General features: G+C 57.3%; 15 protein-coding genes. 14 read left to right on the top strand and 1 reads right to left on the bottom strand.

Annotated elements, in window-relative coordinates:
* Positions 1-48 precede the first annotated feature (48 nt).
* The 3 genes from DW732_RS05545 (at position 49) to DW732_RS09790 (ending at position 2,864) form a co-directional block, all read left to right on the top strand.
* Positions 49-573, top strand: coding sequence for an iron-containing alcohol dehydrogenase (locus DW732_RS05545; protein ID WP_158567363.1), 525 nt, complete (start codon positions 49-51; stop codon positions 571-573).
* A gap of 199 nt (positions 574-772) precedes the next feature.
* Positions 773-2,467 carry a glucose-6-phosphate isomerase gene (gene pgi / locus DW732_RS05540; protein WP_118099021.1) on the top strand — a complete coding sequence of 565 codons (1,695 nt, stop codon included), beginning with the start codon at positions 773-775 and terminating at the stop codon, positions 2,465-2,467.
* A 148-nt stretch (positions 2,468-2,615) separates the two neighbouring features.
* Positions 2,616-2,864 carry a hypothetical protein gene (locus tag DW732_RS09790; RefSeq protein ID WP_147356363.1) on the top strand — a complete coding sequence of 83 codons (249 nt, stop codon included), beginning with the start codon at positions 2,616-2,618 and terminating at the stop codon, positions 2,862-2,864.
* A 200-nt stretch (positions 2,865-3,064) separates the two neighbouring features.
* On the opposite strand, the gene DW732_RS05530 is transcribed toward DW732_RS09790, so the two are convergent.
* Entirely contained in the window at positions 3,065-3,709 is a 645-nt protein-coding gene (locus tag DW732_RS05530) for a hypothetical protein (RefSeq protein ID WP_199569761.1), read from the bottom strand.
* Here DW732_RS05530 and DW732_RS05525 point away from each other — a divergent pair.
* The 11 genes from DW732_RS05525 (at position 3,627) to frlD (ending at position 14,678) form a co-directional block, all read left to right on the top strand.
* Complete coding sequence (locus tag DW732_RS05525) at positions 3,627-4,145, top strand: type IV secretory system conjugative DNA transfer family protein (protein WP_233539375.1); 519 nt, start codon at positions 3,627-3,629, stop codon at positions 4,143-4,145. The two genes, DW732_RS05530 and DW732_RS05525, sit on opposite strands and share 83 nt — an antisense overlap.
* Positions 4,146-4,434: 289 nt before the next feature.
* The gene (gene deoC, locus DW732_RS05520; protein ID WP_117743505.1) at positions 4,435-5,109 is read left to right on the top strand and encodes a deoxyribose-phosphate aldolase; all 675 of its coding nucleotides are present in this window, start codon (positions 4,435-4,437) and stop codon (positions 5,107-5,109) included.
* Between the two features lie 149 nt (positions 5,110-5,258).
* Positions 5,259-6,101, top strand: a complete 843-nt coding sequence (locus tag DW732_RS05515) for a Cof-type HAD-IIB family hydrolase (RefSeq protein WP_117735297.1) — start codon at positions 5,259-5,261, stop codon at positions 6,099-6,101.
* 64 nt (positions 6,102-6,165) lie between these two features.
* Positions 6,166-6,825 carry an HAD family hydrolase gene (locus DW732_RS05510; protein WP_369831507.1) on the top strand — a complete coding sequence of 220 codons (660 nt, stop codon included), beginning with the start codon at positions 6,166-6,168 and terminating at the stop codon, positions 6,823-6,825.
* A gap of 150 nt (positions 6,826-6,975) precedes the next feature.
* Complete coding sequence (locus DW732_RS05505) at positions 6,976-7,719, top strand: GntR family transcriptional regulator (protein ID WP_117735295.1); 744 nt, start codon at positions 6,976-6,978, stop codon at positions 7,717-7,719.
* A 218-nt stretch (positions 7,720-7,937) separates the two neighbouring features.
* A complete protein-coding gene (locus tag DW732_RS05500) occupies positions 7,938-9,401 on the top strand; it encodes a YfcC family protein (protein ID WP_117735294.1) in 1,464 nt (487 codons plus the stop codon).
* A gap of 9 nt (positions 9,402-9,410) precedes the next feature.
* Complete coding sequence (locus DW732_RS05495) at positions 9,411-10,994, top strand: amidohydrolase (protein WP_117735293.1); 1,584 nt, start codon at positions 9,411-9,413, stop codon at positions 10,992-10,994.
* Position 10,995: 1 nt separating this feature from the next.
* Complete coding sequence (locus DW732_RS05490; protein ID WP_117629752.1) at positions 10,996-11,847, top strand: sugar phosphate isomerase/epimerase; 852 nt, start codon at positions 10,996-10,998, stop codon at positions 11,845-11,847.
* Positions 11,848-11,909: 62 nt separating this feature from the next.
* Positions 11,910-12,878 carry an SIS domain-containing protein gene (locus DW732_RS05485; protein ID WP_118099018.1) on the top strand — a complete coding sequence of 323 codons (969 nt, stop codon included), beginning with the start codon at positions 11,910-11,912 and terminating at the stop codon, positions 12,876-12,878.
* A 13-nt stretch (positions 12,879-12,891) separates the two neighbouring features.
* Positions 12,892-13,755, top strand: coding sequence for a PfkB family carbohydrate kinase (locus tag DW732_RS05480; protein WP_035138847.1), 864 nt, complete (start codon positions 12,892-12,894; stop codon positions 13,753-13,755).
* Positions 13,756-13,877: 122 nt separating this feature from the next.
* Positions 13,878-14,678 carry a fructoselysine 6-kinase gene (frlD, locus tag DW732_RS05475; RefSeq protein WP_117637477.1) on the top strand — a complete coding sequence of 267 codons (801 nt, stop codon included), beginning with the start codon at positions 13,878-13,880 and terminating at the stop codon, positions 14,676-14,678.
* Positions 14,679-14,687 lie beyond the last annotated feature (9 nt).

Genomic DNA, 14,687 nt, shown 5'->3' with positions numbered 1-14,687 from the left:
GGCCTAACGATTGATACCGCCTATACGCACGGAGGGGTTGTGGGAAAGATGGTCAATTATGGGTTTGGTATGCCGACGCGCCTTGTTGCGGATGGAGACGTGGCTCGCTGGTGCGGACGATTGGTCGCTCACTACGGTGGCACCAAGGCGTTGGTCGTGCTGGGTGGCGACAAGCACGCGCGCGATGAGCTTGTCTCGGCGGCACTCGGCTCGCTTGATCGAGCTCTGCTCGAGCGCGTGCTTTTCCGCTGCGGCTCGGTTGAGGGCGACGGGGGAGACGAGCCGATCGACGAAGCCGTGGCCCTGGCGACCGACGAAGGCGTGGACTTTGTCTTGGCGATTGGCGATGCCGATACTGCCGGCTTTGCACGCGAACTCGCCCGTCGCATGGCGACGCTCGATGCCGGCGAAGACGGCTTTGTGCCTTATGGATGCATTGTCTCGGAGGGCAAGGTGCCTGCTGTCGTGGGCACCGGTGAGGTTCCGGTTTTTGCCATTATCGCGCCCGAACTGCTGGAGGGCATTGGGTCTCCTCTGCGCGAGCTGCTCGGCAGTGTGTGCGCCGCGGCCTAATATTTGCCATAAAGGGACGGGTTATTTTTGGTTGATAAAGCGTTTGACCTGCCAAAATAAACCTGTCCCTTTTTGGTCGGTTGCCGTTTGGGGGCCGATTGGCAACGCTCGCTGATTGTAGTCTTGACCTGCGTTAGAATAGTGGAATCTGAATGTCCGGGCGCATGGAGGCGTGCGCCCGTATGCCGAGGAGGACTTTATGGCAACTGTTGCCGCACCTATCGATGCTACGTCGACTGACGCTTGGAAGGCGCTCGAGGCTCATCAGGAGAAGCTCGAGGCCGAGGGTATCGACCTCAAGGCCTGGTTCGCCGCCGATCCCGAGCGTGTGAACAAGCTGAGCTTTGACGCCGGTGACCTGCACTTCGACCTGTCTAAGAACCTGGTGACCGACGAGACCGTCAAGCTCCTGTGCGACCTTGCCCGCGAGGTGAAACTCGAGGAGCGCCGTGACGCCATGTTCTCCGGCGAGCACATCAACACCACCGAGGACCGTGCCGTCCTGCATACCGCGCTGCGCCGCCCGGCCAGCGAGAAGGGCCAGCTCATCGTCGACGGCCAGGACGTTGTCGCCGACGTGCACGAGGTCCTTGACCGCATGTATACCTTCGCCGAGCGCGTGCGCTCCGGTGGGTGGAAAGGCGTTACCGGCAAGAAGATCGAGCACCTGGTGTCCATCGGCATCGGCGGCTCCGATCTGGGTCCGGTCATGGCTTACGAGGCCCTGCGTCCCTATGCCGACGCCGGTATCGATTGCCGCTATATCTCCAACATCGACCCCAACGACCAGGCCGAGAAGCTCAAGGGCCTCGATCCCGAGACCACGCTCGTGATCATCGTCTCCAAGACCTTCACCACGCTCGAGACCCTCACCAACGCCCGCGAGGTCAAGACCTGGATGCTCGAGCAGCTCAAGGCTCAGGGCGCCATCGATGGTTCCAATGAACAGAACGCCGAGGCCGTGGCAAAGCACTTCGTCGCCGTTTCCACCGCACTCGAGAAGGTTGAGGCCTTCGGTATCGACCCGGCCAACGCCTTTGGCTTCTGGAACTGGGTCGGCGGCCGCTATTCCGTTGACTCCGCCGTGGGCCTGTCGCTGATCGTCGTGCTCGGCCCCGAGCGTTTCCAGCAGTTCCTCGAGGGCTTCCACGCCATCGACGAGTACTTCTGCAACACCCCGCTCGAGAACAACGCCGTCGCGCTGATGGGCCTGCTCAACGTCTGGTACGTTAACTTCTTTGGTTCCAAGAGCCACGCCGTGCTTCCGTACTGCCAGTACCTGCACCGTTTCCCGGCCTACCTGCAGCAGCTCACTATGGAGTCCAACGGCAAGCATGTCCGCTGGGACGGCAGCGCCGTGACCTCCGACACCGGTGAGATCTTCTGGGGCGAGCCCGGCACCAACGGCCAGCATGCCTTCTACCAGCTGCTGCACCAGGGCACCGTGGTGGTCCCGGCCGACTTCATTGCCTTCGCCAACACTGCCAACCCCGCAACCGACAGCGGTCAGGATGTCCACGAGCTGTTCCTGGGCAACTTCTTGGCCCAGACCAAGGCGCTCGCCTTTGGCAAGACGGCCGACGAGGTGCGCGCCGAGGGCACGCCCGAGCAGATCGTTCCGGCTCGCTGCTTTGAGGGCAATCGCCCGACGACCTCGATCTTCGGCGATACGCTGACCCCGTTCGCACTCGGCGAGCTCATCGCCCTGTACGAGCACATCACGTTTGTCGAGGGCACGGTCTGGGGTATCGACTCCTACGACCAGTGGGGCGTCGAGCTGGGCAAGCAGCTTGCCAAGCAGATCACTCCGGCCTTCCATGACGACGCCGCCAAGGCCGAGCAGGACGCTTCGACCCAGGCGCTCATCGAGTTCTACCGCGCTCACCGCAAGTAGTCTTTGTTGCTGAGATAGGTCATTGCCGAAAGGGGCCTGTATCCGTTGGGATACGGGCCCCTTTGCTATTTGAATGGGCATGAGGGCGTATTGGGGGGATGTCTGGCTGTCGGTATCCGCGTACGGCTTTACCGAGATTGACTAATTTTTGAATCAGGAGCCGGTCGAGAACCGCGATTTTGATGTCATCGAGCGCGAGATGACTGCCATTGTTGATTTTTGTCGCGAACCACCATATCCGAGTCGAATGCTCGTCGAAGAACATTTTTTGAAAAAGATACTTTCCAAAACGCCAAATCCTGTTTACCTTAAAGAAGACCGCTCCGGTGGTCGTCATTTGATCGAGCATATTAAGTTTCAGTTTTCAGCGTGTAAGAGAAAGAAGATCGGCATATGAACACCAAGCATCTTTTATCGACAACTAAATAACAGGGTAAAACAGCTCACGGCACGCCGACCGTTCCGTATAGGCATCGAGCCATCTTCCGCACGACAAGCCGCCCTCGAGCACATCACTCCTTAGCATCCAACCCAGCATATCAAGCACAGCAAGCACATCGTCAACGACACCCAGCACATCACCAACAGGCAAGCACATCACAGATTGGAAACGCCATGAACACTACCCGTACCCAGACCGCAAACACCGTCCTCAAGGCACGCATCGACCGTGCTCTGCACGGCAGCTACGACACTGACTTCGCCGCCGCAACGATCGCAAACTTTGCCCTGCTGCCAGTCGACGAGGCACTGAGCAACCACGAGTTTTCGGCAAATCGCTGCGCCGAAATTATGAACGATCCGGCCGTCCACAAACTTTCCGACCCTTATCTCGGATCCCACGGTAAGACCGAAGGCCCGTACACCATGGGTCATCTGGCACACATGATTACTGCACTCGACACTAAGCTTCGGCTCGAGATGGACGATGAGACGCGGATGACATTGATGGATCATCGATATGACCTGCAGAACGCCCTGACCTTTCCCATCCATGACCTCGCCATGGGCCTCAACGCCCTGGAGGCGCGGCATCAGCAGACAACCTGCGGGCAAGATGACATGCAGGGCCCGCCGGGCATCATGGTGCTCGACCGCGAACGCTACAACCGCGCAACCGCCCGGTTTCAAGCCGGCCCGGCAACGGTGCGCGCCCTGATTGACATGCTCCGCATACTCAGCCCCAATCGTCTCTTCGACGGCTACCGGGCACTGGCGCCCGCAGGCCTTCGCGGAACTCATCCGCCACGCCGGCGCGCAGCCCGACGGCCGCCTTGCGATACCGGTCCGCTTTATGCTCGACGACTTTGCCAACCTGCAGATGCCGCAAATCGACAACGTTCTGTCCATCATCCGCAGCCGCGAGATCTGGGCAACCCTATTGCTGCAGTCAACCAATCAACTCGATGCGCTCTATGGCGAGGCGCGCGCTCGCTCCATCATGGGCAACTGCGACACGCAGCTCGTACTAGCCTTCCAGGACCTCGAGAGCGCCCGCGTCTTTTCCGAGCGTGCCGACGTGCTGCCCAGTACACTCATGGCAACGCCCGTCGACCGCTCCTGGCTGTTCGTACGCGGCCGCGCTCCCCAGCAGGTCGAGCGCTTTAAGCTCGAGGATCACCCGCTCTACACAGAGCTCCCCGAAGCCCAAAGCGCTCAGGTCGATTTCGATCGCTAACGACGTTGTGCGGCCCATCATTTCTGATCGCAAACAGTAAAGGGGCCCGCATCCCAACAGATATGGGCCCTTTGCAATTTGAATGGGCATGAGGGTGTATTGAGGGGGGGTGCCTGGCTGTCGGCATCCGCATGCGGCGCCATTCGCTTTCCGTAGATATACTTCTACAGCTAATTTCATACCGCTTGCCGGAATGCGGACGCTGTCCTTGCGTATCGGGCGTACATTGGACGTGGTATTTCGCGTGAAACCACAAATCGGTTGTCGGTCCTGAACAAGGAGGCCCAGCATGACGCTTGCCAAACCCATCAATAAATACATCGACTATATCGACGCTCCCGAGGACACATTTGAGCAGTATGTCGAGAAGGCGCTAAAGTACAACTTCCGTTGTGTATTTGCGAACCTGCAGGAGTACGAGACGGGTCGCGCAATGCTCGAGGGCTCTGACATTATCCTTGCCGGTGCTATCGACTTTCCCCAGGGCACTATGACGCTTGAGGAGAAGCTTGCGAGGTTTGAGGAATACGCTGCGTGCGGCTTTACCGAGATTGACTACGTTTTGAATCAGGAGTCGGTCGAGAACCGCGATTTTGATGCCATCGAGCGCGAGATGACTGCCATTGCTGATTTTTGTCGCGCGCATGGCATCACTGAGAAGGTGATCGTCGAGATGTGCAAACTGGACGGCGACGATGCCGCCAAGCACCGTGTGTGTGAGATTGCGCTGGAGGCTAAGCCGGGATTCCTTAAGACATCGACTGGTAGAAGCTTTGGCGGCGCTAAGCTCGAGGACGTGCGGCTGATGCACGAGGTGCTCGGCGATTCCGTGGCAATCAAGGCGGCGGGCGGTATTCATAATTACGAAGAGGCTTGCGCATTCATCGAGGCCGGCGCTAGCGCGTTGGGTGCATCGGCGGGCATTGCGATCGTCGAGGGTGCACCGACGGAGGAGCGTCGTTAGCAGGCGTATTTGACCTGAGCGATAAAGCTTCACGACCACGCGTCGTTCATGTTCGGGACAATATGACTTTTTACCCGTTGCAGACAGAGCTGCCGTGGGTGTTCTGTATGATGGCTCAGACAAGGTTGTTCAATGACAGGGAGGCACATATGGCAATTAAAGCCATCGCAATGGATATCGACGGTACGCTTACCAACGATCAGAAGGTGATCAGCCCGCGTACGCGCGAGAAGCTGCTCGCGGCACAGGAATCGGGCATTAAGCTCATCTTGGCTTCGGGTCGTCCCGCCTGGGGTCTTCGCGCCCTGGGTCAAGAACTCGATCTTCACAACCACGATGGCCTGCTGGTCGCCTTTAACGGTGCGCACGTGGTCGATGCCCAGACCGATGAGGTGCTGTTCGACCAGGCCATGCCGGTCGACGAATTGCATCGCCTAATTGACCATCTTCGCAGCTTTGACGTGATCCCTATGATTTCGCTCGGGCGTGACCTGCATGTAGAGGACTCGTATCGCTGCATGATTACGCTGCCGGACGGCTCGCAGAAGAATATCGTCAAATACGAGCGCGACGCCTGCGATCTTAAGATTCGCGAAGTCGAGAGCCTTCATGAGGTGGCGGATGCCTATCCGGTGGACAAGCTACTCACCGCGGGCGATCCGGCCTATCTGCAGGCGCATCACGAGGAGATGTACGCGCCCTTTACCCAGACGCTGTCGGGTATGTTTACGGCTGACTGGTACTTTGAATATACGGCGCCCGGCATCGACAAGGCTCGTGCGCTCGAGGGTGCCCTGCCCAAGCTCGGCATCGATGCCAGCGAGGTCGTATCGTTTGGCGATGGCCAGAACGACAAGTCCATGATTGAGTGGGCCGGCACCGGTGTTGCCATGGGCAACGCCGTCGATGAGGTTAAGGCTGTAGCCCAGATGGTGACCGCCAATAACAACGAAGACGGTATTGCGGTAGCGCTGGATAAGCTGCTGGGTTAGAATCGCCGATTAATGCATGGTTCGGGCGCCTGCTCGCGGGCGTCCTTTTGTTAGGGAGGGTGCCGTGTCCGCATTTCCGTTCGACGCCGTTATCTTTGACATGGATGGCGTCATCGTCGATACCGAGTATTACTACCTGGGGGAGACTGCCGCGTTTGCCAAGGAGCTTGGGTTGAACCTGACCCAAGAGGAGCTGAACGGGCAGATTGGCACCTCGCATCAGTTCTTCCTGCATATGCTGGTCGATTGGTTTGAACGCGCCGGTAAAGGGCACTTCACTGGCGAGGAAGCGTTGGCCCGTTGGGACGAGTGGGCGCATAAGCGTCCGCGTGACTACCAGGCTTTGATTAACCCGGGCGCTGTGGATACGATTCGAGAGTTGCCGCGCCGCGGCGTTCGCGTGGCGCTGGCGAGTTCGTCTCCCATGGACAGCATCGAGGAAGTGCTCGATGCATGCGGGCTGTCGGATGCCTTTGAGTATGTGGTGAGCGGCGAACAGTTTAAGGAGAGCAAGCCCGAGCCCGACATCTACCTGCATGCGCTGGATCTGTTGGGGCTGCCTGCGGACCGTTGCTGCTGTGTTGAGGATTCGGTGCCTGGTATCACTGCCGGCAAACGCGCGGGGTTAACGGTGATTGCCAAGCGCGAGGAGCGCTTTGGCTTTAGCCAGGATGCCGCGGACAAGATTATCGACCAGCTGCCGGAGCTGCTCACGCTTTCTTAGGAGCGCGGTAGTTGCGCGTTTTTCGGGTCTGATGAGTAAATTGCCGACATTTTGGTGCGACACCTAGCATACTTTAAGCTAATGCGGGCTTAAGGACTTGTTGAATGCCCCTAAGCCCGTTTTAGACTTAATTGTGCTTGGAGAGGGTATATGCCACCGACTGAAGGGCTAACTGACGGTAAAGCAGCGATACCGCTGTACCAACAGGTTATCGATATCATCAAAAACGAAATCAACTCCGGTGCCTACAAGGCAGGCGCGCGGATACCCAACGAATTCGAATTGGCTGAGAGCTATAAAGTTGGCCGCGTTACCGTGCGACGCGCTATTGAGGAGCTCGTCCAACAGGGCTATCTAACGAAGCAACAGGGGAAAGGCACGTTTGTCAATGCCCCCAAGCTCAAGCGCAAGATTCGCCAGAAGGATGACGTCCAGAGTTTTTCGGACGCATGCCGCGTTAACGGAATGGAACCGGGGGCGCGTGTCATTTCGAGAAAGATACTGCCGGCGGATTCCACCGAAGCACAGTTCTTTGGTGTTCCCGTTGGAACTGACTTGATCTGCGTTGAGCGCGTGCGTACTGCCGATGGCGTCCCTGTCATGCTCGAGAACAACATATATGTTTACGAGGACAACGCCTATCTATCAACGGCACCTCTATCTAACCAATCCATTTTTGAGTTCGTGCGCAACCGGACGGGCCGCACGCCCGCGTTTACCGACCCATGCACGCTTGAGATCGCGTGCGCGTCGCCCGAGGTCGCTCGGTTGTTGGCAGTTCCCGTTGGCGAACCCATGTTTTATATGGAAGCCTTCTTTTTCGATGAGCAGCGGCGGCCGTTTATCATCGGTCGTCAGCGGATCGTTGGGTCTCGCTACGTTTTTGACATCTAGGACATTGCGTATGGAAACGTCCGGTGAATCATCTCACCGGACGTTTCCATACCGTTCACGGCGCAAACGCAACCGTTCAACCGCGTTGCGGCAATCAGTTTGAAATTATCTTGATGACGAGAAAAGCTGCTGGTAATCTATAGAACGTCATAGAACGTTTGCTTTGTGCAAACGTTGAAGCGAGATGCGATGCAGTCTCGAGTTCTTTGGAGGTATCTATGTCAGATACGAAGGCGAAGAAGACAAACAGACGTTTTAAGTTCAAATTACCGCATGTCTATACGATCATGTTCTTGCTGATCGTTGTCTTTGCGGTCTTGACTTGGATCGTTCCCTCTGGTCAGTATCAGCGCAAGACGATTTCGACAGCGGCGGGCGAGCGTGAAGTCGCCGTTGCTGGAACCTATGAACAGGTCGATAAGAACTACACAGATTCCGAGACCGGCGAGACCATCAATCTGGGTCAGGATATCTTCGCGGTCCTGCAAGCGCCCACTAAGGGCATCCAGGAGGCTGCCGACGTCGTTGCGTTTGTCTTATTGATTGGCGGATCGTTCGCAATTATCACCAAGACCAACGCTTTGAATGCCGGTATGAGCCGTGTGATTAAAAAGCTCAAGAACAAGGACATCCTCATCATTCCCATCACGATGACGTTGCTGTCCATTTGCGGCACCACGTTTGGTATGTCTGAGGAAGCCCTGCCGTTCTATGCCATCTTCATTCCCATCATGATGGGTATCGGTTATGACTCGATGACGGCATTCATCATCTGCTTCCTTGGTCCTAACCTGGGATATTGTGCTTCGACCATCGACCCGTTTAATGTTTTGATCGCCCAAGGCATCATTGGCATCGAGGGCAATCCGCAACTGTGGCTGCGCGCCGTTTCTTGGGTCATCTTCACTGCCGTCGGTATCGCATGGGCCATGCGCTACGCCATGCGCGTCAAGAAAAACCCCGAGTCGTCCATTACGTACGAGGACGATAAGCTCAAGCGTATCGAGTTTTCCGTGATCGATGCCTCCATCGAGGAAGAGTTCACTATCCGTCAGAAGCTCGTGCTTATCGATTTTGCTTGCGGTATGGGCATTATCGTCTGGGGTCTTGTTACCCAGGGTTGGTACATGAATGAGATTTCCGCCGTGTTCCTTGGCATGGGCTTGCTTGCCGGTATCCTGGGCGGTCTTGACCAGCAGACGATTGCTGAGGAGTTCGTTAAAGGCCTCGCCGACTTTGCGTACGCCGCCATCGTTATCGGTATCGCTCGCGGTATTCTGGTCATCGCCGAGGGCGGCATGATCATCGACACCATCCTCCAGGCGCTCGCTACTGCGCTCGCCGGTGCACCCGCCGCCGTCTACACCACGTTTATGTATATCGTCCTTGGCCTGCTCTCTTTGCTGGTTCCCTCGAGTTCTGGCCTGGCGGCACTCACCATGCCCGTTATGGGCCCCCTGACCGAGCTCATGGGCCTCAATCCCGAGGCGGCCGTTACCGCGCTCCAGTTTGCCAACCAGACCATCAACACCATCAGTCCCGTGGCGGGCATGACGGTTGCCGGCCTTGGCGTGGCTAAGATTTCGTTTGGCCAATGGTGGAAGACCATTTGGAAGTTCTTCATCTTCATGGTCGTGTTTGGCTTGGTCATTACTGCCATTTCTGGCATGCTTCCGGCGTAGGTGATTATAATGTCCGATCGTTTGACGGTCCTGACGTCTAAGAGCGTCTTTACCGGTACGGGGGACCTGCCGTTTGAAGGTTTCGTAGCGGTCCGTGACAATCGAATTGAGGCGGTTGGCACCAAGTGTGAGGTAGCTTCGTATTTGACCCAGGCGGACGAGGTAGTTGACCTGGGCGACCGCACTGTCATGCCTGGCCTGATCGATGTGCATACCTTCTATACAGGCTGGGCGCTGCGGACGTTGGGGTCTGATCTGTCCGGCATCGCTGATGCCAAAGAGGCCGTGTCGCTCTTGCGTGCATGGAAAGAAGATCATCCGGATTGCGCGGCGGCTTTTGGCCACAACCTGCCCGAAACGTTGGCATCGGATGCCGAGAACGCAAATACGGCAGCTGTGTTTGACGATTGTTTTGGCGATATCCCTGTCGTCTGCTTTACACCGGGTGCGGAGACCTGCGTTCTCAATGCTGCCGCCAGTGCGCGATACGGCTTCACACCCCAGGCGTGTTATGCCGAGAAGATCTGGCGCATGATGAGCGATTTCCTCTCGCTGCCCGAGGTACGTGCGGGGTATTCGGACTACATGGGCATGCTTAACGAGCGCGGCGTTACCGCCATCAAGGAGATGGCGTTTGATGACTACTACGGTTTTGCCGACGAAATGGCTCGCCGTGAGGAATCTGGTGAGCTGACGGTTCGCGTCTCTATGATGTCGCAGCCGGTGGGTGCCGGTGCAAATCTGTCATATGCTCGCGAGGCACGAGAGCGCTTCCGGGGTCCGTTCGTTCGTTTTTCTGGCTTCAACCGTATGACCGATCGCGGCGTATGGGCGGGGCTTGCCGAGATGATTGACCCCTATGAGGACACGGCCGATGCGGGCGCTGCCGGCAAGACGGTTGTCGAGGAGCCCGAGTGGGATCTGATTGAGAACGAGCTGCGCGCAATTGATGCTGACGGCTTCCGATATTCCTTGCATTGCCAGGGCGATGGCGCCGTTCGTCGCACCGTGGCGCTCTATGCCTCGCTGCCTCGAGACGAGCATGGACGGTTGCTTCGCCGCCATGCGATTACCGATCTCGAGAACTCTGATCCGACCGATCTTGTCGAGTTTGGCAAGTTAGGTGGAATTTGCGAGGTCTATCCGCAGATTTTGACGCTGGACCGGCGCGAGGATTGCCTGTCGATGATGTGTCGACAAATTGGCGAGACGCGACTTTTGCACAGCTGGAATCGCCGCGGCATGGAAGATTCCGGATGCACGGTGTGCTGTGGTACGGATTTGCCGCTGCTGATTCCGAGCCTGGGCGAGTCAATCTACAGCGCGTGCGGCGGATACTTCGACGATGGACTGCCCGTGAATGAGGCCAACGCGCTGACACTTGTCGAGCTCTTGCGCGCTTGGACTGCCGGCGGCGCGTACGATCTGATGCGCGAAGACGAGCTGGGTACGCTCGAGGTCGGCAAGCTTGCCGATATCTGCGTGCTCGATCGGGATGTGTTCGACCTCGATTATCACGACGCACGCAATCTTGCGGTTGATATGACGATGTCGGACGGACAAATCGTGTTCGATAGAAATAGGGAGGCATAAGATGTCTGAATCCAAGCCGACGCTGCGCCGCGAACAGATTGCGGGCATGAATATCCACTACATCATGTGGTCGCTCGATTACTTCCTTGATGTGCAGCAGCGTTTGGGCTTTGAGTCCATTGAGCTGTGGTGTGCGGAGCCGCATGTGACACTCGACCATACGGGCTACTTTGAGGCTGAGGTCCTGGCGAAAAAAGCTGCAGACCGTGGGCTTAGGTATCGTACTCTGTGTCCCGAGAATGTTGTCTATCCTTGGCAGTACTGCGCACGCAAACCGCTGCATGAACAGCGCAGCCTGGCGTACTTTAAGCACGGCATTGAGCTTGCCGAGGTACTTGGGTGCGACCGTATGTCCGTCAACTCGGGCTGGGGCGACTGGGACGAGGACCGCGAGGAAGCCTGGAAGCGCAGCCGCGAGCACTTGTCCATTCTGGCGGAGTATGCCGGCGAGCACGGTCTGGTGCTTACGATGGAAAGCCTGCGTCCCGAGGAGAGCAACCTTGTGACGACGGTTTCCGATGCGAAGCGCATGATTGACGAGGTCGCGAGCCCGTACTTACAGCCCATGGTTGATACAACCGCGATGGGCGTTGCAGGCGAGACGCTTGAGGACTGGTTTGCCGCCTTTGGTGATGGGGCAATTCACGAGATGCACTTTATCGACGGCGACCCGTATGGCCATCTGGTGTGGGGCGATGGCAAGCACGATATGGACGCCTTCGTCGCCACACTCAACGCCCATGGTTTCGACGGCATGCTGGGCCAGGAAATCACGGATGGCCGTTACTACGATGACCCGGCGGCGGCAGATGCCAAGAACATGGCCGCATTCGAGAAATATCTGATTGACTAAAACAACTATCGGCCACGCAGTCAACGTCATTGATTGCGGACTAAACAAGAAAGGAACTGGATATGAACGCACACGATCTGATCAAAGAGGCAATTGCCGAGAAGGGCAAGTTTGACAGCGTCTACTGGATTGCTTGCGGTGGTTCCATGATCGATTTGATCCCGGCTCATGAGCTTCTGCAGCGCGAGGCAACCACCTTCACTTCGTATATCTATACGGCTCGCGAGTTTGATATCATGCGCCCACGCCGCTTGGGTGAGAAATCCCTGGTCATTGCTTGCAGCCACAGTGGCAACACCCCCGAGGTCGTCGAGGGCTGTGAGATTGCCCTTGCTGCCGGCGCTACGGTAATCGCCCAGACCGACAACGCTGGATCCAAGATTGACTCCGGCAAGTGGACCACGTGGGTCTACCCGTGGGGCGAGGGTGTGCCGCAGGCCGAGGTCCCCGCTGGCATTTCGCTGTCGCTTGCGGCAGAGCTGCTCGATCAGCAGGAGGGCTACGCCGATCTTGCCGATATGTATGCCGGTATCGCCGAGATGGATAAGATTCTTCCCCCGGCACGCGAGAAGGTTAATGCCGAGCTGGGCGATCGTTTTGCCAAGCTTTGCCAGGAGCATGAGTTCTTCTATATTCTGGGCAGCGGTCCCAACTTTAGCCAGACCTACGGTTTCGCTATCTGCTCTCTTATGGAGATGCAGTGGCAGCACTGCAGCTACATCCACTCTGCCGAGTACTTCCATGGCCCCTTCGAGGCTACTCAGGATGGCGTTTTTTACTTCCTGCAGATGGGCTCCAGCGAGTGCCGTGCTATGGACGAGCGCGCCCTGGCGTTCCTTAAGACGCATACCGATACGCTGATGGTGCTCGATGCCAAGGAGTACGGTATGGAAGCCGTGCCGGCGAGCGTCCGTGCCTATCTGGACCCGGTGCTGTTCTACGCCATGAACTGCGAGCTGCGTGCCGCACGCGGCAAGGTGCTTGACCATGATCCCGATTTCCGTCGCTACATGGGCGTCGTCGAGTACTAGAGGGGTAAATACCATGGCATTTAACGTTAACGCGCTCGGATTTGGCGACAACGTCGTCGATCGCTACGAGCATATCCACACCATGTATCCTGGCGGCAACGCGGTGAACTTCGCCGTTTATGCCAAGAAATGCGGTGCCGCACGCTCCGCATACATGGGCATTTTTGGCAATGACGCCGCTGCCGAGCATGTCATTGCAAGCCTCGAGGATGAGGGTATCGAACTTGACAAGTGCGAGCAGATGATTGGCGAGAACGGAGCGGCTCGCGTGACCGTCGTTGACGGTGACCGTGTCTTCCTCGGCTCCAACGAGGGCGGTATCCGTGGCGATGCGCGCTATGTCCTCGATCGCTTTGACCTTTCGTACATGAAGCAGTTCGATGTGGTTCATTCGGGCAACTATTGCTTTACCGAGCGCGAGCTGCCCAAGTTGAAGGCTGCGGGCGTCACGGTCTCTTTTGACTTTTCGGACGACTCCACCGACGAGTACTACGAGCAGATTGCGCCCTACGTCGATTTTGCTTTCTTTAGTGCGGCGGATGCCGCGAGTGAGGACGAGATTCGCGAGCGTCTGGCATGGGTGAAGGGCCTGGGTCCGCGTTTTGTGTCGGCTACGGCGGGCGCCGAGGGCTGCATTGCTTACGACGGCGAGCGTTATTACCGCCAGCTGGCTAAACCGGTAACGGACATGAAGGACACCATGGGGGCGGGCGACTCGTTCCTCACCTCGTTTTTGATGTGCTATCTCGATTCCGCCAAGCGTGGTGAGGATGGCGCCGAGGCCATCGAGCGCGCGCTCGATTTTGCTGCCGGGTTTGCCTCGACCGTGTGCGGCATGGAAGGTTCTTGGGGCCACGGAGCACCAATCGTCGAATAGCTTAAGAAAGCGTACGGCGGTCTGGCTATGAGGCCTTGGACAGCCGATGCAAAACAATAAGCGAAACGCAAAAAGGGGGGCTCGTTATGTGGTGGGTCCCCTTTTGAACATTGGAGAAGAGTATGGGTATTAAAGCGTGTGCGGCTGGTTTTTGCTGCGCGGACGTCTATCAAAACATCGGCGTGTTCTATCCGACTGGTAACGGCATTGACTGGGGTATCCATCTTGCACGAATGGGCGTTTCGGTATCCGCCGTGTCGGTTGTCGGCAAGGACGAGTACGGAGACAAGATGAGGGAGGCGCTGGCCGCTGAGGGGTTCGATATCTCACACCTGCGGGTGGAGGATGGCGACACTTCGGTGATGCTCATGGCATTGAAAGACGGCGTCGATCGTGTGCATCTCGAGGCAATCGATGGCGTAATGGAGACATATCGACCGAATGAAGACGACCGGGCGTTTATCCTAGAGCATGACATCATTCATACCGACCTGTTTGGCAATTGTTTGGACCTCCTGCCCGAGTGGCATGATGCGGGCAAGACGGTGGTTATGGACTTCTCGGTGTTCAGCCAGGATCCCGAATATGCCTGCGAGAATCATTTTCCCTACGTTGACTACGCATTTATGTCGTTTGAAGATGACACTCCGGAGCTGCGAGACTGGGTACGTCACGCGCAGGAATTGGGGCCGCGCGTTGCGGTTGCCACGCTTGGCGAGAAGGGAAGCATTGCCTATGACGGTGAGCGCTTCTATGAGTGCGGGATCGTGCCGGCGGAGAAGGTCGTTAATACCGTGGGTGCCGGCGACTCGTATATCGCCGGGTTTACCAAGGGCGTGATCGATGGCCTTGATATTCCGGCGTGTATGAAGGCGGGCGCCGAGCTGTCGTCCCGAGTGATTGGTTCTTTTGAGCCGTACTAGGGTCAAATG

Origin of the sequence: Collinsella sp. AM28-11LB, assembly GCF_003469895.1 — a bacterium.
Classification (GTDB): Bacteria; Actinomycetota; Coriobacteriia; order Coriobacteriales; family Coriobacteriaceae; genus Collinsella.
This window is presented reverse-complemented; position numbering and strand designations above follow the sequence as displayed.